This window comes from Mycobacterium sp. 852014-50255_SCH5639931 (assembly GCF_001665605.1).
GTDB lineage: Bacteria > Actinomycetota > Actinomycetes > Mycobacteriales > Mycobacteriaceae > Mycobacterium > Mycobacterium paraffinicum.
Window position 1 is genome coordinate 204,218 of sequence record NZ_LZSV01000002.1, and the last position, 22,140, is coordinate 226,357.

25 protein-coding genes are annotated in these 22,140 nt (G+C 65.2%); 10 read left to right on the forward strand and 15 right to left on the reverse strand.

Annotated elements, in window-relative coordinates; genetic code table 11:
• Positions 1–17 precede the first annotated feature (17 nt).
• Complete coding sequence (locus A5758_RS01465; RefSeq protein WP_067735464.1) at positions 18–338, reverse strand: hypothetical protein; 321 nt, start codon at positions 336–338, stop codon at positions 18–20.
• 184 nt (positions 339–522) lie between these two features.
• On the opposite strand from A5758_RS01465, the gene A5758_RS01470 reads away from it, so the two are divergent.
• Positions 523–1,443 carry an NAD(P)-dependent oxidoreductase gene (locus A5758_RS01470; RefSeq protein WP_067735467.1) on the forward strand — a complete coding sequence of 307 codons (921 nt, stop codon included), beginning with the start codon at positions 523–525 and terminating at the stop codon, positions 1,441–1,443.
• 11 nt (positions 1,444–1,454) lie between these two features.
• Positions 1,455–2,198 (forward strand): hypothetical protein, encoded by a 744-nt coding sequence (locus tag A5758_RS01475; protein WP_067735470.1) that lies wholly within the window; start codon positions 1,455–1,457, stop codon positions 2,196–2,198.
• A 129-nt stretch (positions 2,199–2,327) separates the two neighbouring features.
• Here the strand turns inward: A5758_RS01475 and A5758_RS01480 are convergent, their stop codons facing one another.
• Both A5758_RS01480 and A5758_RS01485 read right to left on the reverse strand, forming a co-directional pair.
• The gene (locus A5758_RS01480) at positions 2,328–2,624 is read right to left on the reverse strand and encodes a ferredoxin (protein ID WP_067735473.1); all 297 of its coding nucleotides are present in this window, start codon (positions 2,622–2,624) and stop codon (positions 2,328–2,330) included.
• The gene (locus A5758_RS01485; protein ID WP_067735476.1) at positions 2,621–3,928 is read right to left on the reverse strand and encodes an NADH-ubiquinone oxidoreductase-F iron-sulfur binding region domain-containing protein; all 1,308 of its coding nucleotides are present in this window, start codon (positions 3,926–3,928) and stop codon (positions 2,621–2,623) included. Before A5758_RS01485 ends, A5758_RS01480 begins: the two co-directional genes overlap by 4 nt.
• Positions 3,929–3,964: 36 nt before the next feature.
• Between A5758_RS01485 and A5758_RS01490 the strand changes: the two genes are divergently transcribed.
• Positions 3,965–4,438: a hypothetical protein gene (locus tag A5758_RS01490; RefSeq protein ID WP_067735479.1), complete on the forward strand. Its 474-nt coding sequence runs from the start codon at positions 3,965–3,967 to the stop codon at positions 4,436–4,438.
• A 5-nt stretch (positions 4,439–4,443) separates the two neighbouring features.
• Here the strand turns inward: A5758_RS01490 and A5758_RS01495 are convergent, their stop codons facing one another.
• The 6 genes from A5758_RS01495 to A5758_RS01520 form a co-directional block, all read right to left on the reverse strand.
• Complete coding sequence (locus A5758_RS01495; protein ID WP_067735482.1) at positions 4,444–5,310, reverse strand: alpha/beta fold hydrolase; 867 nt, start codon at positions 5,308–5,310, stop codon at positions 4,444–4,446.
• A 15-nt stretch (positions 5,311–5,325) separates the two neighbouring features.
• The gene (locus tag A5758_RS01500) at positions 5,326–5,736 is read right to left on the reverse strand and encodes a Rieske (2Fe-2S) protein (RefSeq protein ID WP_156622459.1); all 411 of its coding nucleotides are present in this window, start codon (positions 5,734–5,736) and stop codon (positions 5,326–5,328) included.
• 1 nt (position 5,737) lies between these two features.
• Entirely contained in the window at positions 5,738–6,883 is a 1,146-nt protein-coding gene (locus A5758_RS01505; RefSeq protein WP_067735488.1) for an amidohydrolase family protein, read from the reverse strand.
• Positions 6,884–6,912: 29 nt separating this feature from the next.
• A complete protein-coding gene (locus A5758_RS01510) occupies positions 6,913–8,004 on the reverse strand; it encodes an amidohydrolase family protein (RefSeq protein ID WP_067736084.1) in 1,092 nt (363 codons plus the stop codon).
• A 238-nt stretch (positions 8,005–8,242) separates the two neighbouring features.
• Entirely contained in the window at positions 8,243–9,136 is an 894-nt protein-coding gene (locus tag A5758_RS01515) for an NAD(P)-dependent oxidoreductase (protein WP_067735490.1), read from the reverse strand.
• An 8-nt stretch (positions 9,137–9,144) separates the two neighbouring features.
• Entirely contained in the window at positions 9,145–9,525 is a 381-nt protein-coding gene (locus A5758_RS01520; RefSeq protein WP_066957733.1) for a carboxymuconolactone decarboxylase family protein, read from the reverse strand.
• A gap of 198 nt (positions 9,526–9,723) precedes the next feature.
• Between A5758_RS01520 and A5758_RS01525 the strand changes: the two genes are divergently transcribed.
• The 3 genes from A5758_RS01525 to A5758_RS01535 all read left to right on the forward strand — a co-directional run bounded on the left by A5758_RS01525 (position 9,724) and on the right by A5758_RS01535 (position 12,644).
• Complete coding sequence (locus tag A5758_RS01525; protein ID WP_067735493.1) at positions 9,724–10,374, forward strand: nitroreductase family protein; 651 nt, start codon at positions 9,724–9,726, stop codon at positions 10,372–10,374.
• Positions 10,375–10,486: 112 nt separating this feature from the next.
• Entirely contained in the window at positions 10,487–11,485 is a 999-nt protein-coding gene (locus A5758_RS01530) for an acyl-CoA dehydrogenase family protein (RefSeq protein ID WP_067735496.1), read from the forward strand.
• Complete coding sequence (locus A5758_RS01535; RefSeq protein WP_067735499.1) at positions 11,469–12,644, forward strand: acyl-CoA dehydrogenase family protein; 1,176 nt, start codon at positions 11,469–11,471, stop codon at positions 12,642–12,644. The genes A5758_RS01530 and A5758_RS01535 overlap by 17 nt, the downstream gene beginning before the upstream one ends.
• Before the next feature lie 22 nt (positions 12,645–12,666).
• On the opposite strand, the gene A5758_RS01540 is transcribed toward A5758_RS01535, so the two are convergent.
• From A5758_RS01540 to A5758_RS01565, 6 genes are all read right to left on the reverse strand, one after another.
• A complete protein-coding gene (locus A5758_RS01540) occupies positions 12,667–13,227 on the reverse strand; it encodes a hypothetical protein (RefSeq protein ID WP_067735502.1) in 561 nt (186 codons plus the stop codon).
• Positions 13,224–14,072: a hypothetical protein gene (locus A5758_RS01545; protein ID WP_067735505.1), complete on the reverse strand. Its 849-nt coding sequence runs from the start codon at positions 14,070–14,072 to the stop codon at positions 13,224–13,226. The genes A5758_RS01540 and A5758_RS01545 overlap by 4 nt, the downstream gene beginning before the upstream one ends.
• Positions 14,073–14,127: 55 nt before the next feature.
• The gene (locus A5758_RS01550; RefSeq protein WP_067735508.1) at positions 14,128–14,487 is read right to left on the reverse strand and encodes a hypothetical protein; all 360 of its coding nucleotides are present in this window, start codon (positions 14,485–14,487) and stop codon (positions 14,128–14,130) included.
• Between the two features lie 207 nt (positions 14,488–14,694).
• Positions 14,695–16,059, reverse strand: a complete 1,365-nt coding sequence (locus tag A5758_RS01555; protein ID WP_067735511.1) for a cytochrome P450 — start codon at positions 16,057–16,059, stop codon at positions 14,695–14,697.
• A gap of 47 nt (positions 16,060–16,106) precedes the next feature.
• Entirely contained in the window at positions 16,107–16,307 is a 201-nt protein-coding gene (locus A5758_RS01560; protein ID WP_067735514.1) for a ferredoxin, read from the reverse strand.
• A gap of 58 nt (positions 16,308–16,365) precedes the next feature.
• Positions 16,366–17,067, reverse strand: a complete 702-nt coding sequence (locus A5758_RS01565; protein ID WP_067735517.1) for an SDR family NAD(P)-dependent oxidoreductase — start codon at positions 17,065–17,067, stop codon at positions 16,366–16,368.
• A gap of 281 nt (positions 17,068–17,348) precedes the next feature.
• On the opposite strand from A5758_RS01565, the gene A5758_RS01570 reads away from it, so the two are divergent.
• From A5758_RS01570 to A5758_RS01585, 4 genes are all read left to right on the forward strand, one after another.
• Positions 17,349–18,878 (forward strand): aldehyde dehydrogenase family protein, encoded by a 1,530-nt coding sequence (locus A5758_RS01570; RefSeq protein WP_067735521.1) that lies wholly within the window; start codon positions 17,349–17,351, stop codon positions 18,876–18,878.
• Positions 18,875–20,080, forward strand: a complete 1,206-nt coding sequence (locus A5758_RS01575; protein ID WP_067735524.1) for a CaiB/BaiF CoA-transferase family protein — start codon at positions 18,875–18,877, stop codon at positions 20,078–20,080. The genes A5758_RS01570 and A5758_RS01575 overlap by 4 nt, the downstream gene beginning before the upstream one ends.
• A gap of 384 nt (positions 20,081–20,464) precedes the next feature.
• Entirely contained in the window at positions 20,465–21,283 is an 819-nt protein-coding gene (locus A5758_RS01580; RefSeq protein WP_067735527.1) for an ABC transporter permease, read from the forward strand.
• A 9-nt stretch (positions 21,284–21,292) separates the two neighbouring features.
• On the forward strand, positions 21,293–22,138 hold the full coding sequence (locus A5758_RS01585) for an ABC transporter permease (protein ID WP_067735530.1): 846 nt from the start codon (positions 21,293–21,295) through the stop codon (positions 22,136–22,138).
• Positions 22,139–22,140: the final 2 nt, after the last annotated feature.

Consider the following 22,140-nt stretch of genomic DNA (forward strand, 5'->3'; position numbering starts at 1 on the left):
GATCGAGATGGGATTGGTCAGACCGGGACCCAAACGCCGCCTACGTAAATGCCCCACTGATGAAAGCCGACACTCCACATCGGGGACTCCGACGTCCACCATGGCTGTGGCGGAGGCGGCGGCACAGCCTGCCCGGCGAATGAGGGCGCGTACGCCGGCGGGCGTGTGTACCACGCCGGTGACGCCGGCGGCGGTTTGCACTCGAAGGTCACCGGATTGAACGACATGTTGTGATCGCACTGCGCCGAGCTGATTCCCGGCGTCGCGATCACCGCGACCGCCATCGCCACGAAGCCGACCGCCACGACGGCGGTCAGACGACGAACAAACCATCTCATGGTGGGCCTCCCAGTGGGGCCATCCTGACCTTGGCGGGTATCAGCTTATTCCCTTGAAACCGTCGTGACCAGGTAAGAACATCGGGCGCGACGGATTCCGAACAGACCTCTCCTGCCGTCTTCCTTCGGCCGGGAGTTATGCTGCCAACCGGCATATCAAGTACTTCACATTCGGGAGGGCTGATTGCTCGACGCAGAAAAGATCCTGATCACCGGGGCGACGGGCAAGATCGCGTTTCCCATCGCGCGCGCTCTGGCGGCTTCCAACGAGGTGTGGGGCGCCGCGCGCCTCAAAGACCCCGCCGACCGCAAGAGGCTCGTCGACGCCGGCATCAAACCTGTCCCGCTGGACATCGGCGCGGGTGACTTCTCCGACCTTCCAGAGGATTTCACCTACGTCTTTCACGCTGCGGTGGACACCGGCGCGGGCGACTGGAACCGCTGCGTCGAAACGAATGCGCACATGTCCGGCGAACTGCTGTACCACTGCCGCGCCGCAAAGGGCTTCGTCTTCTGTTCAACCGGCTCGATCTACGCGTACCAGGGGCAGCGACCGTTGGCCGAAACCGATCCGCCGGGAGTCCCGCTGCGCGCCAACTACAGCTTCTCCAAGGTCGCGGCGGAGTCGGTGTGCACCTGGATCGCCAGGCATTATCGAATCCCGTTGACCATCATCCGGATCTGCTCAACCTACGGGCCGCAGGGCGGCGCTCCCGCCGATCGCCTCGATGCCATGTTGGCGCGCAAACCGATTCGGCTGCATCCCGATAAGCCGAACAACTACAACCCCCTCTACGAGGACGACTACGTGGAACTGGGCATCCGCGCGATGGAGGTCGGCGCGGTGCCGCCGGTCGTGGTGAACTGGGCCGGTAGCGAAACGGTCAGCGTCGAGGATTACTGCATGTTCATGGGGCAGTTGACCGGTGTCGAGCCGATCTTCGAGTACACGACCGACGCGCACACGCCGCTGTGGCCGGATGTCACCCGCATGCACGAGGTGCTCGGCCACACGAAAGTGCCCTGGCGCGAGGGCTTCCGGCGCATGATCGAGGCCCGGCACCCCGAAATCGCGCTGCCCGAATACGACTCGACGAGATCTTGAGGACACCCGTGATGCAGCTTCCGGGCACGCCATCGGACGCGGTCGCCGAAGTCCTCGCCGCCGGGCGCGGAGAGATCTCCACGTTGTTCGTGTCCATGGCGACTCGCCATCCCGACGGTCTGGATGCCGAGTACCTGCGCTGGCACACCCTGGACCACCGACCGGAGCAACACCGGTTGGCGGCGGTGCGCGCTTCGTTGCGGTTGGTGTCGACGCCGGCCTGCCGCTCCGCGCGGCCGATCAGCGGTGGGCCGTTGGACGGGGTCGACCACGTGATGACGTACTTTTTCACCGACCGGGCCGGGCTGCGCGGGTTCAACGAACTGTCCTCGGCACTCGGAAACGCCGGGCGCAAGCTCCCGCTGCTGCCACCGGTGGAGCGCGGCGTCTATGAGGTGCGGGCCAAGGCGGCCGCGCCCCGGGTCAAGGTGGGGTCGGACGTCCTGCCCTGGCTGCCCGCGCGGGGGGTCTTCCTGCTAGTCGAGCGGGGATCGGCACCGGCGAACACGCTCGTGGAAGTGCCCGGCGTCGCCGGCGTATGGTCCGCGGTATCACGGCAGGTCGACGCGCATCTGGCGAACGCTCAAGCGGGCCAGGCCATTACGTATTGCTTCCTCGATGACGATCCCGTCGCCGTGGGGGAACGCCTGCGGCCGGTGCTGTCGGCGCGCTGGGAGGAGCCGGGTGTCGAACCGTTGTTCGCCGCAGCGTTTTTCGCGGTGGTGCCGTTTGAGTGGGACCGGTATGTGCCGTAGGCGATGGGCCACATGCGCTTTGGCATGACGGTCGGCTCCCACTGTCACGGACCATGCGGTGCGCATCGTTCCTTGGGCAAGGACAGGCCGCATCCAGACGGCGGACCAGGAGTACCTCTGATCAGGGGGTCAACGGGTGAAGCCCCACTCCGCCTCGTTCTCCTCGGTTTTGAGGCGCTCGGCCGGATCGTCCGCGTCGGCGAGCGGCGCTTGCGGGGTGGGGTATGTGCGCTCACCGATCTCGGCGATGGCGTGCACCGGACAGTCCATCAGGGCGCGCATGACGGCGTCACGATCCGCCTCCGTCACGGTGCCATCGCCGATGAGGGAGGCGTAACCCCAATCGTCGAGCGAAAAGTATCCGGGCGCGTACTTCGCGCAGATGCCGAAGCCGTCGCAGACGGTGCGGTCCAGGCGGATTTTCATGCCAGCCTCACAACTTCCGCCTCGTAGGGACGGTCGGCGCGGAACATGCCCCGGACGCAGTCCTGGCACGTGCCGCCGAGATGTGCGGCGACTTCGTCCGGGAACTGACTGAGCAGGCTGGCGGCCACGTTGGTGGCGGCGTCCAGCGTTGCGCACGCGCCGCGCCCGCGCAGCAGCACCGACCAGCGGCGCAACCGGTCGACGTCTTCGGTCGTCGCGGCTCCGTCACGCAGCGCGCCGGCGACGGCGGCCATCGCCGCCGTCCCGTTGAAGCACGAGCCGCATTGCCCGGCGTTTTCGCGGTCGAAGTAGGCCAGCACCGACGCCGCGACCGCGACGGGGCAGTCGTCGGTGATCACCGAGATCGCGCCACAACCCAAACCGCTGCCGAGTCGCCGCATCGTCTCGTGGTCCAAAGTTGTTTCGAGCACGGCGCGGTTGAGCAGGCCGGCGAAGTAGCCGCCCATCAAAGCCCCACGCACCTGTTCAGGTGAAACACCGTGCAATGCAAGCATTTCCGGGAACGGCAAGCCCTGCGGAAGTTCATAGAGAACGGCCGGGCGGGCCGCCCCGGTGATGGTGGCCAGGAAGGTGCCCGGGGACAGCGATGTGCCCTGTGAGCGGAACGCCGCCGAGCCGTGGCGCTGCAGGTAAGGCAGATTGGCCAGGGTCTCGACATTGCTCACCAGTGTCGGGCGATCATCGACGCCGGATTCGAATGGGCGCGGCGGCTTGTCTGTCGGCTTGGCCGGGCCGCCGTTGATCGCGCGGACGGCGGCGGTTTCCTCCCCTGCCACGTATCCGGGCTGCACGGTCAACATGCCGACCGTGACGCCGCCGAGGGCGTCGGGATCGAGTTCGCCGAGGGCGGTTTCGACGCTGTGCGCCGATTCCGGGTCGGACACGTAGACGTACGCGCGGTCGGCGCCAACGATCGCGGCGGCCAGCCCCAGCCCGTCCAGGATCAGGTGCGGGCGATTGCGCAGCAGCCAGCGGTCCTTGATCGAAGCCGGTTCGCCCTCTTCGCCATTCGCGACAACCACGGCGCCGCCGGCAATGCGCCCGTTATCGCGCACCGCGCGCAACTTGACCGCGAGCGGGAAGGCCGCACCACCGCGGCCGACCAGCCCGCTGCCTTCGACCTCGCTCAGCAATGCATCGGCGTCGGCAAGCGGGCGATACCCGCCGAGTCGTCGATACGCGGTGAGGTTCTCGCGGGCTTGGCCGGTTCGTTCGAAGAGCAGCCGGGGTTCAACGCCCGGGAAGGTCACGGTGGTGATGGTCATGGACTGGGCGGTGTTCACGGCCGGCCTGTCATCGTCTTAGTTAGGCTTGCGCACATGCGAACTGCGGTGGTGCGCGTCAATGTCGACCCGGAGAGCGTTTGCACGGTACCGCAGCTACGAGACGGCATGGCAGCGCTCCTCGGGCTTGCGCGTGAGGCGGGTGCAGACGTGGTCGAGAACGACCTCGCGGCGATGCCCGCCGGACGCCGCGAAGTCGAATTGCTGATCGCGGCCGAAGACGTCGACGCGGCGAGAGATTTGGCGATCCACCTGTGCGGCAGGGTGTTCGCCGCCGAACCGGTTCCAGGAGTCGTCACCTTCATCAGCCGGGGGACCGACGACGACGCCCACGGTGTGTTGTCCGGCTTCGGGCTCACCGCTGACATCGAGCGGACGCCCGGGGACGACGGTTTCGACATCGTGTACGTAACGCTGCGTGAGAAGGACCTCGAACGCATTCCCGAGAGCCGGGTCCACACGGCTCTCGAGGCGTCGCTCAACTGCGAGGTTCACATTCGCACCGTGTAGGGACATCACGAACCCAGGAACTCGAGGATCGCGGGCGCCGCCTGCACCCAAGTATCGAACATGTTGAAGTGCTGCACCCGCCCCGCCGCGCGGTCCTCGGACGCACGCTCCCACGCATCCTCCGGCCACGGGGGGTCGATGAGCTTCGATCCCTTGATCAAGCAACTGACCTCCAGCGACGTCCGCTTCGGATGATCCATGTCGTTCTCGCCACCACGAATGATCAAGGTGGGCACCTTGATCCGGTCGAACATCTCGTCCTCGACGCCGGGGATCGTCTGCCCCGGCTTGGAGACGAACGCATTGAGCCAGCGCAGCATCACCTTGAGGAACTCGTCGGAGTCGAAGTCGAGGAACCGCTGCTTGTTGTCGGGGTTCTCCTCGATGCGGTCGCGCCATTCCTGCACCTTCACCACGCTGTCCATGCCGGTGCCGCGCACCGCGAGGATGCTCGGGATGATGTAGAAGGAACCGAGCACGAAGGTGCCGTAGATGCCACCGACGATGTTCCACACGACGAGCTTGGTGACCATCTCGGGGTAGAGCATCGTGGTGAGCATGGAATCCCTTGCGCCGCCGGAGCCGCCGGCCAGAATGCAGCGCTCGAAGCCCAGCCCGGTCACCAGCTTGTGCAGCGTCTCGGCGCGCATGTGTGATTCACTCTGACCGTAGAACTGCACATCGGAAGCACCGCAGTTCGGCCGGTCCCACAGCAGCACGCGGTAGCCCCCGGCGGCGAGCGCGTCGGCAAGCGGACGCAGGCCCTCGATCTCCTTGCTGAACCGGCCGCCCGGCGTCAGGGCAATGAGATCGCCTGAGTCACCGAGGATTTCGTAGACAACATTTCCCCCATTGATCTCGATTGAAGACACCCGATTCTCCTGTAGTTAGGCCTGCACCACAACGTCGTTGCCGACGACGCGCACCGGATAGGTCCGGATACTCCATTCGGGCTTGACGGCGGTTGTGCCGGTCGCCAGCTCGAAACCCCATTGGTGCCAAGGGCAATAGATGTACTCCAGGTCGCGCACCATGACGGAGTCGCCCGGAGCGGTTTCGTCGACGATCGTGCGTCCCCTTGCGCGGCCCGAACAGAGCGGACCGCCTTGGTGCGGGCAGTAATTCGCGATGGCATAGAAGCTGCCGTTGACGTTGTATACGCCGACGCCGTGCCGCCCGATGGGCACCAACTTGTGCTTGCCCGGCGGGATCTCGTCCACGGTCGCAACAACATGCTCACGGCCCTGGGCGAGACGGGGCTCCGGCCGTTTGGTTGCCCCGTCTTGTTCCAAGGTCAATTCAGAGCACCCGGGTCTGACCCTCGAGGACCGGAACGGTCTCGGGCAGGTGGTAGGTGGCGATGCCGTTCTTGTACATCACCGCGTCGCGGGCAGCTTTGGGAAGGTGCTTGACCAGCCAGCGGGGATCATCGAACGTCCAGTGCGGGTAGTCCGAGGAGAAGAGCAAAATCTTCTCGCACTCCATCCATTCCAGCGCGCGGGTCAACTCGGTCTTGTCTTCGGGATAGTCAAGCGGCTGGGTGGTGAACTTGATTTGGTCCTTGACGTACTCCGACGGCTTGCGTTTGATGTCGACCCACGACTTGCGTGCCTCGTAGATCGAATCCATGCGCCACATCAGCGGCAGGATCCAGGTGAACGCGTGCTCGACGAACACGATCCGCAGCGTCGGGAACCGGTCGAACACGCCGTCGAAGATAAGGCTCATCACCTGGTTGGCGGCCAGCAGCGAGTAGGTCACCATGAAGTCGTGGTTGTAGCTAGGAAATCCCACCGGCGGGATCGGTAGCTCGTCGAACTGGCTGCGCGACAGGTGACAGCTCACGGTGATGTCGTGCTTCGTGGCGGCCGCCCAAATCGGGTCGTATTTCGGGTGACCCCAAGACGGCCGCGGCTCGGCCTTGATCAGAATCTGGGCCATGTAGGGGTGCCCGGCCCACTTCTCGATCTCGCGCACGGACTCTGCCGGCTCCTCGATGGCGCAACAAATCGAACCGCGCCAGCGCTGGTGCCAGTTGTTGTGGCTGTCCAGCCAGTGATTGGCCTGCCAGTCGTTCAACGCGCTCGACATCGCGTGCTGCGCTTCGGGCAGGCGGGCCGGGTAGGCGGCCGGTTCGAGGATCGCGATGTCCGAGCCGGCCTCCATGATCAGCTGGCGAAACGCCATATCGGGGTCGCTGCAAGGGAATTCGCCGTTGGCGGGGAAGGAGTCCACCCGCATCGCGTAGGAGTGGGCGTAGTCTGGGGCGTCGTAGTAAATCTGCTCACCCACGGTGCGGGTGAGGAAGTATTTGCTGCGCCATGGCTCGGGGATGTACGGCAGGAGCTCTCCGCGCTTGGGCGCCGGGTGGACATCTGAGTCGACGCATCGGACGGCTATGCGCTCGGCAGCGGGAACCCGCTCCTGCGAATGGGTCAACGTCATCTGAAACTCCTCGGTATCAGGTCGTACTTCTACTGTGCGCCCACCCCGGCGGGAATGTCTATGTTGTAGAGCTGCGCCGCGTTGCGCCAGCACAGCTTCTCGCGCTGTTCGGCAGAGAGGGCACGGGGAAGCTTCTTGATATCGCCGCACTGCCAGTGTGGATAGCTGGAGCCGAACATCACCATGTCGTCCTTGCCGGTGAAGCCGAACCATTCGCCGGCGAACTCGGTGTCACCGGGACCGTCGAGACTGCCCTGAACGAAATACACGTGACCGGGCAGGTAGTCGCTGGGGATCCGCGGTGCCCACGGTGTCTGTTCAAGGTGCGGCCGGCCGAACGTGTCCATCCGCCAGATGAACGGCGTCACGAAGTCCGCCGCGCCGTCGCCCCAGACGAATTTCAGGCCGTCGAAGCGCTCGAACACTCCCTCGGCGATCAGGTTCATCAGGTGATAGACGTAGTTCAGCGCCATGAAGCTGACGTACTGCTCGTAGGTGCGGGTGTTCCCGTTGGGCGTCGGCGGAAAGGCGATGCCCGACCCGACTTCGATGTGCGCGGCAACGGGAAGCCCGGCGTCGACCGCGGCTTCCCACAGCGGCCAGAACTGTGGCTTGCCGTAGAGCTCGCGGGATTGCAGCGGCACACCGATCTGGACCACCCGAGGGTGCCCACGCCACCTCTCGATCTCCCGCAGCGCGCCGGCGATGTCATCGGGGTTCACCCGGATGGTGCCGCGGAACCGCTCGCCGAACTCGCTGGACTCCAACCAGTCCGACACCATCATTTCGTTGTGCGCGGCGTGCAGCGCGCTGCCCAGGTGCCGGTCCGGCATGATGCCGCGGGCCATCGGGTGCAGGACCGCAATGTCGACCCCGCGTTTCGAAAAGAGCTCATTGGCAACGAAATCCGGATCGGAACCGGGGTACTGACGGTCCGGGCCCTCGGTATTGGGCGCGTACTCACCGCCCGGAGCGCCGTACCAGTCCATCTCGTAATCGGGGAAGCCTCGGCTCTTGAACGGCTCACGAAGGGTCTTCCGCAGCGCCTTGTTGGAGGGAAAGAAGATGTGCACGCTCGCGTCGATGAGCGGTGTGCTTGTTCCGTCAGCGTGTTCGATCACGAAAGCCATCCTTCGACTCGGGCGCGCAGAGCGAACCCAGTCGGGTCATATGATAGATAACCTAACATTCTTCTCGGGGGCCAATCAACGGGTTTCCGGTAAGCGTTTCGTTTAAGGAACGTCCCTGGTAGAGAGCGCTTTCGCGGTCGTCGTGCAAGTACGGTTCTTAAATAGCGATAATACCATTCTCCCGTTCCTGGATGAGAGCCATTCGCCTCTATCCAGGGGGAGCGGCCGGCTAGGCCGGCGACCGGCCCACGATCACGCCGGCTGCCTTCTCGAGCGGTTTGATCAGCGTCGTGAAGTCCGAGTCGGGGCCCTGGTCATCGGCGGTCGTCTCCCAGAGGCGGGCGATCGTTGTGGCGACGTCCGTTGGCACGCCAAGCGCTTCCGCTTCCTCGAGGTACAGACGCACGTCCTTGACCATCAGGCCGGTCGCGAAGCCGTAATCGAAAGTCCGGGGGAGGATCGAGCGGGGGAATTTGTCCCGGCTCGCGCTCGTCGCACCCGAGCCGGCGTTGAGCACCTCGATCATCACACTGGGGTCGAGACCGGCCTTGACGCCCATCACGACGACCTCGGCGGTCGCGGCCAACACGTTGGCGGCCAAGATGTTGTTGGCGAGTTTCATCGTCTGCGCCGACCCCGGTTTGTCTCCGACATAGAAGGGCCGGCCGATCGCCTCGAGCGCGGTTCGGATGACGTCGAATTCGTCGCGCGGCCCCGACACCATGACCGCGAGTGCGCCCTTCTCCGCCCCGCTGACGCCGCCGCTGACCGGGCTGTCGATCGCGACGATGTCCCGCTCGGCAAGTCGGTCAAAGATCTGCCTTGCCGTGCGGCTGCCGACGGTGGACAGGTCGACATAGCGCTTGATTCTTGCGCCCTCGATCACGCCGGCCGTACCCGTCGCCACCTCGAGTGAGGCGATCGGCGTCGGGAGGCTGGCCATGACGGTTTCGGTGCGGTCGGCAACCTCTCTCGCCGATGCCGCGGGGCGCGCCCCCAGGGCGACGATGCGCTCGAGCGCCGCGGCACGCGTGTCGAAGGCGACGACATCGTGGCCTCGCTCAATCAAGCGGCGCGCCACGGGAAAACCCATGTTTCCCAGCCCGATGAATCCGACCTCCATGCCCGGCCCTAGCCCTCATCCAGTTCGGCGAACGCCTCGCGCGCGATGCGAAAGCTGTCGACCGCGGCCGGCACGCCCGCGTAGATGGCCACCTGCAGGAAGACCTCGCGGATCTCGTCGCGGGTGACGCCATTTGTCAGCGCCGCCTTGACGTGCGTGCGTAATTCGTTGGGCCGGTTCAGTACCGAGATCATCGCCAGGTTGAGCATGCTGCGCGTTTTCCGGGGCAGCTCCTCGCGACCCCAAATCGCGCCCCAGCAGTATTCGGTGACGAGATCCTGCAGAGGCCGGGTGAAGTCGTCCGCATCGGCGAGGGCCCGGTTGACGTAGTCCTCGCCGAGCACGTCGGAGCGGATGTGCAGCCCCCGCTGGTAGGTTTCGCGATCCAATGGTCTTCTCCTTCGTCGTGGAGGCGTTGGCGCTTGCAATCGCCCTGAGCGCAGTCTCGCATCGCGACTCTTCCGCGCGGTCTACAGTCGAGGGTCGATGAACGATCTGAGATCGTCATCGGGCGCATGCTTGACACGAGCCGCAATTCGCCAGGATCGAGTCCGCTTGTGCCGCAACGCAATTGCCAGGGAGAAGTCATGACGGGAGCAAGCGACGACGTCTGGGAAGTGATGTCGACCGCGCGGACGATCCGACGGTTCATCGACGAGCCCGTCGACGATGCGACCCTGGCGCGATGCCTCGAAGCGGCCAGGTGGGCCCCGTCGGGCGCCAACGCGCAGGGCTGGCGCTTCGTCGTGCTGCGGTCACCCGAGCTGCGCGCCGTGGTGGCCAAAGCGGCGGCCCACGCCCTGGAAGTGATCGAGCCCGTCTACGGAATGAGCCGCCCCGCCGACGACGACAACAGCCGGCGTGCCCGCACCTATCGCGCGACCTACGAGTTGCACGACCGGGCCGGTGAGTTCACCTCCGTCCTGTTCGCCCAACAGCACTACCCGACCGCGTCCGAACTTCTGCTCGGCGGATCGATCTTTCCGGCCATGCAGAACTTTCTGCTGGCCGCGCGCGCCCAGGGCCTGGGTGCGTGCCTGACCAGCTGGGCGTCCTATGGCGGCGAGCGGCTGCTGCGTGAGGCGATCGGGGTGCCGGACGACTGGCTGGTGGCCGGCCACGTCGTGGTCGGCTGGCCGAAGGGCAAGCACGGGCCGCTGCGCCGCCGCCCGCTCACGGACTTCGTGGCGCTCGACCGCTGGGATCGGCCCCCCGACGGCCTGACCGCGGCCGTCTAGAGCGAGGAACCCGCTCGTCCCACGGGCACCCCGTAACCGGTTTCCGAGATTATTACTTCCGCGTGCGAGAATGATATTCTCGCAGCGTCGGTGATGACAGGAGGCGGCCTTCATGCTGTTGGAGTTCGATGCCGATCAGCGGCTGTGGCAGAAGACCGTTCGCGACGCCGTCGCCAAGCAATGCCCACCCTCGCTGGTGCGCGGCGTGGCCGAGGACGGCGTCGACCCCACCCCGTTGTGGAAGTCGTACGTCGATCAGGGCTGGACCGAGCTGAACGATCCAGAAAGCGCCGTCGAACTGGCCATCGTCATCGAGGAAATGGGGCGCGCGACCGACCCCACCCCATTCCTGGCGACGATGACCCAGTACGCGCCGTTGGCGGCCGAACAGTTCGACCCGCACGAGTCGGGCACCGCCGTGTACACCGGGGTGGCGGCACACCGCGACGCCGAGGGTTGGGTGCTGGACGGCACGGCCCGCCATGTCCTCGACGGCGACCGTGTCGACCGCCTCGCGGTGGTCACCGACGCCGGGGTGTTCATCATCTGGGCCAACCAGGTGTCGGCGCGGCGCGCCGCCGTCTTCGACCCCGTCCTTCACGTCGCCGACCTGTCGTTCAACGAAGTCCGCGTGCCGGACACCGCCCGGCTCACCGTCGACTCCGAACGCGCACACCACATCGCCCTGACGGGCATGGCGATCACCATGGTCGGTGCCTGCCAACGCATCCTCGATCTGGTGCTCGAACACGTCGGCAGCCGCCAGCAATTCGGTGTGCCGATCGGCTCGTTTCAGGCCGTCCAGCACAAGGCCGCCGACATGCACGTCGCGGTGGAACGCGCCCGTGCGCTGGCATACTTCGCGGCGCTGACCATCGCGGCCGACGATCCTCGCCGCCGGCTCGCGGCAGCGATGGCCAAGGCGTCGGCGGGGGAGTGCCAGTCGCTGGTGTTCCGGCACGGTTTACAGCTTCACGGCGCAATGGGATTCACGTGGGAGAACGATCTGCAGTTCGCGCTGAAGCGAGCCAAAGCCGGTGAACTGATGCTCGGCGGCGCCGCCGAGCACCGGGCGCGGATCGCGGAGGAATACCGTGCAGCTGACTTTTGACTCCGATGTCGAGGAGTTCCGGGCGGAGTTCGCGGCCTTCCTCGACGAGAACCTGCCTCCCGCGAGCGAAACGCTCGAGCGGCCTCGGTCGGTCTCCCACATGCCGCAGTGGGCACGCGACTGGCAGCGGATGCTGTTCGACAACGGCTGGCTGCTGCCGAGCCAGCCACCGGAATTCGGTGGTCGCAACGCGACGGTCATTCAGCAGTTCGTCTATCTTGAAGAGCTCAGCCGCCGGCGGATCTACCACAGCTTCAATCCGCAAGGTGTGAACATCGTTGGGGCTTCGCTGTTGTCGTTCGGCAGCGACGAACAGAAGCGGCGCTGGGCCGTGCCGATCCTGCGGGCCGAGATCACCGCATCACTCGGGATGAGTGAGCCCAGCGCGGGTTCCGACCTGGCGTCGTTGCGCACCCGCGCGGTGCTGGACGGCGATCACTTCGTGGTCAACGGCCAGAAGGTGTGGACCTCGGGCGCCCATGACGCCGACGTCCTGCTGACATTTGTGCGTACCAATCCAGATGCGCCGAAGCACAAGGGAATCAGCGTGCTGATCATCCCCACCGACACCCCGGGCCTCGTGCGCCGGCCGTTCCCGTCGATCTGCGGTGCCGACGATCTGGATTTCAACGAAGTGTTCTTCACCGACGTCCGGGTACCGGCGGAGAACCTGGTCGGTGAGCTCGACCAGGGCTGGCGGGTCGCCAACGGATCGCTGGGGCATGAACGCACGATGATGTGGCTGGGCTTCGCCGATCGACTCGACAACATGATCGACGACTTCCATCCCAGCAACGAGGTTGAGCGGGACCAGTACGCCAGCACGATCATGGACAAACAGGCGTTGCGGCTGCTCGGTTCGGTGGCGCTGGCCCGCGCGTCGCGCGGCGAAGATGACGTGGCGGCAATCTCGGTGCTCAAGCTGCTCGGGTCCGAGGCCGAGTTGCGTGGCATGGAGCTTGCACTGACGTCGGCGGGCTCCGAGGGGCTCGTTCACCCGGGCCTGACCGGGCCGTACGCGCACATGAACCTCGACCACTATTTCGCCAGCTGGTTCGAGCGCTACGCCCGCAGCTTTTCCGGGACGATCGCCGGGGGCACCTCGGAAATCCAGCGCAACATCATCGCCCAACGGGTGCTCGGCCTGCCGCGGGGATGAGTTCCCTTGACCTGCAGCCTCGCTAGACCGGGTCGAACTTGGTGATCAGCCAATTGCCGTTGACGCGGGTCAAACTCACCAGCACGCTGCTGGAAGCCATCGCGGGCTCGGGATTGTCCTTGCTCGTGGTGCTCTGGTCGACCAAGACCAGCACGACGGCGGAATTCGGATGTAGTTCCTGGACCGCTGCCCCCAACACACGAGCGCTGGTTTTCAGCGACTTCTGTTTGGCCGCCGGGGCCACAATCTGTTCGGTGAACTGGTTGTAGTAGGACAAGAAGTCCCCGGATAGGTGGGACTTGGCTGCGGCGAAGTCTTTGTCGAGCGAGTCGGGCGAGTAGGACAGCAACGCGACCGTTCCGTCGGACGCTGAACTGACGACCGCGCTCGCGACGCTGGGGTCGGTCTGTTTGTCCGGCCGGTACTGCTTGAAGTACAGCCACGCCGCCGTGGCACCGGAGATCAGCAGGAGCAAAATCAGAACGGCAGGAACGACTTTCACCTTGCGCCGCGCGCGCCCACTGCGTTCGGCCCGCTCCGAAAGGTCGTCGGCACCGTCGATGCGGCGGTCAGCCTGGCTCATGGAACGAACTCCAGTTTGGACATCTTGTACTGCCCACCCTCGTCGGTGACGGTCACCTTGAGCCGCCAATTGCGTGGTTCGTCTTTGGCCCCCGCGGCGTTGGTGATCCGCGATGACGCCGCGACGAGTACCAACGCGGAATTCCCATCGATGGATTGCACGGCCGCCGCGTTCACACTCCCCTGGGTGACCACTTTGGACTGCTCGACGACGGTCGTGAAATCTTTTGCGCGCTGCTGGAAGTCGTCCCGGAACTGGCCGGTCGAGCTGTCGATCACCCGCTGGACGTCCTCCTTGGCCCTGTTGAAGTCCATGGAAAACATGTTGACGACACCTTGTCGGGCCCCCGCGACGAAGTTGGCGGTGCGCTGGTTGCGCTCGGTGGTTTCGTGGCGTTCCCACATCATGTATCCGCTGGCCGCGACGAAGGCGCAGATGAGGACGATGACGGCCGCCTTCCATGCCACGGACAACGGTGGCAATCGCACGCGACGCCGGGAGCGGCCCGACTCGGATTCCGAATCCGCCTTATCGCGGGCTTCGTCGGAGACTTTCTCCTCAGTCTCCGCTGCGGCGGTGTCGGTGACGCCGTCTTTGGTCTCCGCTTCGGCGGTGTCGGTGATGTCCTCGTCGGCGTCCGGGGCTTCCTCGGCGGTCTTTGCCTCGGCCTCTTTCTCGGCTTGGGCCTGCGCCTCGCGGCGGAGCCGGGCGGCACGAGCCCGGGCGCGGGCTGCGGCGGCCAGCGCTTCGGCCTCGGCTGCTTCGGCCTCGGCTTCCTCGAGCAACGCCATCGCGTCGGCCTTCGATTTGGCCGAGTCTTGCGGCGGTTCCTTCGCCTCAGCCATCGTGGTTGCCGCCCGTCGCCCTCATGATCGACTGACTCCTGTGCCTCTCACGCGGCTACCATCGCACGAGCGAGAACGGCCAGCTGTTGGTGCCCCCCGGTCCGCCACCGCAACCCGTGTCGAACGTCGAGTCGACCTGACCCGCCAGCGTCACCGCATCCCACGAGTAAACGTCATGCGAGGGAAAGAACTGGACCACGCAGCGCACGCCGTCGGGCACGTCAACCGCCATGGTGTAGCGGCCGTTGGATAGGTGCGCTTCTGACTTCCAGGGCGCCGCCTGCCCATTGGGTTGCGGAACCCCTTGCACGGTGAGGCATTCCGGTCCCTGATCGTATCTGCACGGTCGAATCGCAAAAATCCAGACGTGGCCGGGATCCCGGCTGGTGTCCAGCCTGTAGTTGCCGATCTGCATGTCCGCGTGGGCGGTGGGCGTAAGAGTCAGCGCGGCCGTCGCAAGCGCAAGGCTCGCTGCGAAAGTCTTCACCGATGCGTCTCCCGTCTCTGCGCACGCGCCTGGCCTGAATATAGAGCGCGGCCACGCTGAACAGGCGTACTCGGAAAAATTGGAGCGGTCAATGGTCGGCTTTCTCCTGCATGGCGACGCTGGACCGCGAGCGGCTCAGTCGATGACGGCGGCTTCCTTGCGTTCGGTGATCGGTCTGGCGAGTTCTTGCTCGTCACAAATGCGCTGCAGCTTCTCCAGCGTCTCGTCCAGACCGGCGCCGATCCTTCGGCCGGGGCTGAAGGTGGCCGGCAACTTGCGCATGCCCTGGATGACGCCGATGGTCTCGTAGTGGACGGTGCCTTCGGGATCACATCGGTAGTCGGGCATCCGATCGAGCACCGCGGTGAGCATGGATTTGAACACCGTGCGCGCCACGTTCGACCCGGCGCACCGATGGACGCCCAGGCCGAAGCTGAAGTGGCGGTTACCTTTACGGCCCAACACGATGTCGTCCGGGTCGTGGAATACCGCTGGATCGCGATTGGCCATCGCCCACGAGATCCACAGCCGCTCACCCTCCTTGAACTGCGTGCCGTCGAGCTCGACATCGTCGGAGAATGTCCGGCCATCGCCGGGGGCGGGGGTGAAGTAGCGCAGGAATTCCTCGGTGGCGGGGTCGAGCAGCGTTTTGCGCTCGTTGCTGAGCAGTTTCCGCTGTTCGGGATGCTCGGAAAGCCACTCCAGCGAGTGGGCGGTCAGGGCCGTCGTGGTGTCGAAGCCGCCGCCGATGACCAAGCCGAGGTTTCCCAGAATTTCCAGGTCCGGCGCCGGCTCCCCGTCAATGCGCATCTGCAGCAGGGCATTCACGATTCCCGGCCTCGGATTCTCCCGGATCTCGAGCATGTTGTTCACCATGTCGAGGCCCATCTGCTTGTGCATCTCGGTGACGCGCTCGATGTCGGGGGAGTGTTCGGGCGTGTACACCGCGGCGTGGACCGGCTCGCTGTACATGTTCCACTTCTCCAGCGGGATGCCCATCATCGCCAACGTCAGGACGGCCGGAACGATGTTGGCCAGGTCGTCGACGAAGTCGATGCTGCCGCCCTCGATCTTTTCGTCAAGGCAGGCGCGCGTCACGTCGTCGATGAACGGCTCCCATCGCTTGACCGCCGCCGGCGACAGGTAAGGGTTGAGCACGGTGCGGTAAATGCGGTGCTCGGGGTCGTCCATCTCCAGGATGCCGCCCCGCACCACGCTGACCCGGCTGGCGGTGGGGATCGAAATACCTTTGTAGCCACGGCGTTCGCCGTTGATGTCGTGGTCGTTGGAGACGGCCGGGCAGCGGGCCAGCTCGAAGACCTCGTGGCTGCCCGCCGCGACCCAATGCCCACCGTAGGTGTCACTCCACGCCATCGGGCACTTGGCGTGCATCTCCTTGGTGATCGACTTGAACTGCGACCGGTACTCGGGGGAATGCCGATCGAAGTTGTACCGGTTCTTTTTGCGGCCGCTGTCGCTGACGACGTCGTCGACACTCAAAGCTCTGTCTCCCTAAGTATTTCGTCGGTCAGTACCCGATGCCGGACTCAGGCGTCGTCGGTGATGACGATGGCCTGCTCCGGGCAGGATTGGGCGGCTTCACGCACCTGGTCCTGCCGGTCTGCGGGGACCACTTCGTCGATTGCAGAAGAACTGCCGTCGATGTCGCTGAGCTGAAACGACTCCGGCGCGATCATCGCGCACAAGGTGTGGCCCTGGCATCGTTCCGAATCCACCCAAACCTTCACGGGGCTGTCTCCTCTCACCTGATCTGGTTGCCGGGCACCGCTGACGAATAGCCACCGCTCAGGTGTTGCGACCGCCGTTGACGCCCAAGAGCTGACCGGTGATGTAGCCGGCTTCGTCGGACACCAGGAAAGCGCATGCCGCCGCGATGTCTTCCGGCTTACCCATCCGGCGCACCGGGGTCCGCGCGATGGTCTCGTCGATGTCCCCCAGGAATCCGTTCTTCGCCGCGGCGCGCAGCATCGGGGTGTCGATGAAGCCAGGCGGCACGGCGTTGACGGTGATGCCGCTGGGGCCGTACTCGAGCGCCAGGGATTTGGTGAGCCCGTTGACCGCGGACTTGGCCGCCACGTAGTGGCTCATATAGGGCGCGCCGGAATGCGTGCTGGACGAAGAGATATTGACGATCCGTCCCCACTTCGCCTCGATCATGTCGGGCAAGACCGCCTGAATGGTGTGGAAGACGCCGTTGAGGTTGACGTCGATCACCCGTTGCCAGTCCTCGAACGTGATGTTGTTGAAGCGCTTGAATCCGTCCAGGCCCGCGGCGTTGACGAGAACGGTGATCGGCCCGAGCTTCGCTCGGATCGCCGCGAAGGCCTCGTCCACCTGCGATCGGTCGGTGACGTCCGCCGTGAAGGAATGGTCGGCGTCCGACGGCCGGAGGTCGATCGTGGCGACGTCGAGACCGTCGGCGCGCAACCGTTGCGCGACGGCAAGGCCGATGCCGGATCCGCCACCGGTGACCACCGCAGTCTTCACGTTGAGGCCTCTACTCCAGGGGTGACCGTCTCAGTCACAAAGAATCTCGCTTACAATTATGAGAACCCTACTCTCACGCCGGAGTGTGGTGCAACACACTCTGGAAACCCTGTTCGGCCTGCGTCAAACTACTCAACGCGGCGGCTTGCCGACGTACGGGTTGCTGGTCAGCGGCCCGCTCTCATTCCTGAGAGTTTCTTGAATTATCGAGACTCGAATGTAAGATTCGCCGGGGAAGAGAATCAAATTATCGTGACCGTCACCACATTAGGGGGTACGGAATGCCTGCCCAGGACACGGCAGAGCCCGCCACTGCGACTGCGGCGACCATCGCGGATGCCGCGCCTGGGTCAACCGCCGACCGCCGACTGTTGATCGGCGGCCGGCTGGTCACCACCGACAAATCCTTCCCGTCGATCAATCCCGCCACCGGCGCTGTCATCGGGCACGCTCCGGATGCCGGAGTCGAGGAGGCCGAAGCGGCGATCGTCGCGGCCCGGCGTGCGTTCGACACCACCAGTTGGCCCACCGACGTTGCGTTGCGGATCCGCTGCCTCGACCAACTGCATCGGGCACTGATCGAACACGCCGATGAGCTGCGTGAACTGACCATCGCCGAAGTGGGCGCCACCCGAGCGCTGACCCAGGGCGCCCAGCTCGACGAGCCGATCGGCATCGTGCGCTTCTACGCGGATCTGCTTCGCAGCTACGAATTCTCCGAAGACCTCGGCGAGAAAGAATCGCGGGGCATGCTCCACCACCGCTGGGTGGAAAAGGAAGCCGCCGGGGTGGTCGCCGCGATCATCGCCTACAACTACCCAAATCAGCTGGCGCTGGCGAAGCTGGCCCCCGCGCTGGCAGCCGGGTGCACCGTGGTCCTCAAGGGCGCGCCGGACACACCGTTGATCACGCTGGCGCTCGGTGAGCTGATCGCCAATCACACCGACATACCCGACGGCGTGGTCAATGTGCTCAGCTCCTCGGGCCCCGAGGCGGGCGAGGCGCTGACCACGAGTCCCGACGTCGACGTCGTCACCTTCACCGGGTCGACCGCGGTGGGGCGCAAGATCATGGCCGCCGCGAGCGAAACGGTCAAGCGCGTCTTCCTGGAACTGGGCGGCAAGTCGGCCGCCATCGTGCTCGACGATGCCGACTTCGCCGGCGCGGCCATGTTCGCGGCGTTCAGCATGGTGACCCACGCGGGGCAGGGGTGCGCGCTGACCTCCCGGCTGCTGGTGCCCAGGTCGCATCACGACGAGATCGTCGGGCTGATCGCAGAGAACTTCGCCAAGGTCCGACACGGCGACCCGGCCGATCCGAAGACCTACATGGGCCCACTCATCAACGAGCGTCAGCGGGACAAGGTCGACGGCATGGTGCAGCGGGCCGTCGCCGCAGGCGCGACCCTGGTCACCGGTGGCCAGCCGTTGGAGCCGGGCTACTTCTATGCACCGACGCTGCTGACCAACGTCGATCCCGACAGCGAGATCGCCCAGGAGGAGGTCTTCGGGCCGGTCCTCGTCGTCATCGCATTCGACGATGACGACGACGCGGTGCGCATCGCCAACAACTCGATCTACGGTCTGGCCGGCGCCGTCTTCAGCGGCGACCAGGACCGGGCGCTCGCGGTGGCGCGCCGGATCCGGACCGGCTCCTTCTCGATCAACGGCGGCAACTACTTCGGCGCGGACAGCCCGTTCGGGGGCTTCAAGCAGTCGGGGGTGGGCCGCGAGATGGGTGTGGCCGGGTTGGAGGAATTCTTGGAACGCAAAACTTATGCAGTCCCGGCGGTGCAGGGGGCCCCGGCGTGAGGCCGCTCGAGGGCATCCGCGTCCTGGAAGTCGCCATGTACGGGTTCGTCCCGTCGGCGGGTGCGGTGCTCGCCGAATGGGGTGCCGACGTGGTCAAAGTCGAGCATGCGGTGACCGGCGATCCGCAGCGAGGGCTGCGACAGACCGGCATGCTGCGCGTCGAAGGTGACCCCAACCCCAACATCGAGCACGCAAACCGCGGCAAGCGCAGCATCGGGCTGGACATGTCGGTGCCCGAGGGCAAGGAGGTGCTCTACGAGCTGGCTCGCCGATCGGATGTGTTCCTCACCAGCTTCCTGCCCGGCGCCCGTCAGAAGTTCGGGATCGACGTCGACGACATTCGGGCGGTGAACCCGAAGATCATCTACGCGCGCGGAAGCGCGCTCGGCCCGCGGGGCGAAGAGTCGGTCAAGGGCGGCTACGACATGACCGCGTTCTGGTGCCGCGCCGGAACCGCAGCGACCATCACTCCCGCCGGCATGCCGGGAATGATCGCGCCGCCCGGTCCGGCGTACGGCGACACCATCTCGGGCACCAACCTCGCCGGTGGCATTGCGGCGGCGCTGCTCAAACGGGAGCGCACCGGCGAGCCGTCCGTGGTCGATGTGTCGCTGCTCGGTAGCGGCCTTTGGTCGATGGGGCATACGGTCGCGCTGACGAACCATCTGGGCCAGCGGCTTGAAGCGCCGCCGCCCGGGGTGCACGGCGCTCCCAACAATCCTTTGGTCGGGCTTTACACGACGTCCGACGGCCGCTATATCTCCTTCGTGATGATGCAGCCCACCAAGTTTTGGGCCGACGTCTGCCGGCATGTTGACCTGCCGGAGTTGGCCGAGGACCCGCGTTTCGAAACGGTGGAGAAGATCGCCGCCAACACGGCGGAAGCGGTGGAGATCCTCACCAAGGTCATCGCAACCCGCACGCTGGAAGAGTGGAGTGAACGCTTCGCCACGCTCGCCGGTCCGTGGGCGCCCGTACAGGACACCCTGCAAGCCGCCAAAGACGCCCAGATCCGGGCCAACGAGTACATCGTGCAGGCAGGTGAGCTCGAGTTGGTCGCCAACCCGGTCCAGTTCGACGTCGCGGCCCCACAGACAGGGCCGGCGCCGGGCTTCGCCGAACAGACCGACGACATCTTGATGGAACTCGGACTCGACTGGGACCGCATCATCGAACTCAAGACGGCCGGCGCCGTCACCTAGAGCCGGAGGATCCCCCGATGTTTGTGCCGACCGTCGTGTCCGTTGCGCCTCAGTCGCCCTGGCTAAGCGGTGTGCTGATGGGTTGTCGGATAACGGTTATGCGTTTTCCGTTCCACCCGGACTCGGCATGAGTCATAATCGCCGGACGCTTCAAGACACGGGGCCCCACGTTTTGAAGCGTCTACTCACGCAACAGAACGGAGGTCCTGGCGTGAGGATGGACAGCGCTGTCATGCTCGAGGCATATGCCGGATTCCGGCCGCCCACAGGGCCTTTCGACGTCTCCAACACGCCCCCGTGGCCGTCGGTTCAGCCAAATCTACAACAGTCAGTACGCGAGAACAAGACTGCCAGTCTCGTAACCCGGGAAAGAGTCTGAGGCCGATGGCGACCAAGGGAGCTGACCACTGGTCAGCGGGATTGCCCCAGCTGAAACTGAAATGGGACATGTCGGGGCCCATGCAGGCCGTCGGAGCGTTGTTCGCAATGTCGGCGGATGCGGTCAAGTTCGCCTTCCGCCGGCCGTTCCAGTGGCGGGAGTTCCTGGAGCAGTCCTGGTTCGTCGCGCGGGTGGCGTTGGCTCCCACCTTGTTGGTAGCCATCCCGTTCACCGTCCTCGTCAGCTTCACGCTCAACATCCTCTTGCGCGAACTGGGCGCGGCGGATCTATCTGGTGCGGGCGCCGCGTTCGGTGCGGTCACCCAGCTCGGACCGTTGGTCACGGTTTTGATCGTGGCGGGTGCGGGTGCTACGGCAATGTGTGCGGACCTGGGAGCACGCACGATTCGTGAAGAAATCGACGCGATGGAGGTACTGGGCATCAACCCGGTGCAACGGTTGGTCACACCGCGCATGCTGGCTTCGGGATTGGTCGCCTTCTTGCTCAACAGCCTCGTCGTGATCATCGGCGTCCTTGGCGGCTACGTCTTTTCGGTGTTTGTGCAAGACGTCAACCCGGGTGCGTTCGCCGCGGGCATCACTTTGCTCACCGGCGTGCCCGAGGTAATCATCTCGTGCGTCAAGGCGGCGCTTTTCGGCCTCATCGCCGGCTTGGTGGCCTGCTATCGGGGTCTGTCGATCACCGGCGGGGGCGCGAAGGCCGTTGGCAACGCAGTGAACGAAACCGTGGTGTATGCCTTCATGTCCCTGTTCGTCGTCAACGTGGTCGTCACCGCGATCGGCATCAAGATGACGGCGAAGTAGGGGCTACCCATGGCGCTGAGGGCCACATATCCGCGATTGATCCGCCAATTCGAGAGGCCGGTCGCCTCGTTGGGCCGGATCGGCGACCACACCCTGTTCTACGGGAAAGCGCTCGCCGGCATACCCTTCGCCGCTACCCGTTACACGCGCGAAGTTATTCGGCTGGTGGCCGAGATCAGCATGGGCGCGGGCACTTTGGCGATGATCGGCGGAACCGTTGTGATCGTCGGCTTCCTGACGCTGGCGGCGGGCGGCACCCTGGCGATTCAGGGTTACACCTCGCTGGGCAACATCGGCATCGAGGCGCTGACGGGCTTTCTGGCCGCGTTCATCAACGTGCGTATCGCGGCACCGGTGGTCGCCGGGATCGGTCTGGCGGCCACCTTCGGCGCCGGGGTGACCGCCCAGCTGGGGGCCATGCGGATCAACGAAGAAGTCGATGCGTTGGAAAGCATGGCCATTCGGCCCGTCGCCTATTTGGTCAGCACCAGGATCCTGGCCGGAATGATGGCCATCACGCCGCTGTACAGCATCGCCGTCATTCTGTCGTTCGTGGCCAGTCAGTTCACCACGACGTTCTTACTCGGACAGTCGCAGGGCCTTTACCAGCACTACTTCAACACCTTCCTGAACCCGATCGACTTGCTGTGGTCGTTCCTGCAGGCCGTCCTGATGGCGCTCACGATCCTGCTGATCCACACCTACTACGGCTATTTCGCTTCGGGGGGACCGGCAGGTGTCGGCAACGCGACCGGTAACGCAGTGCGCACCTCGCTCATCGTCGTGGTGTCGGTAACGCTGTTGGTCTCGCTAGCTATCTACGGTACGAACGGCAACTTCAACCTGTCCGGTTAGCG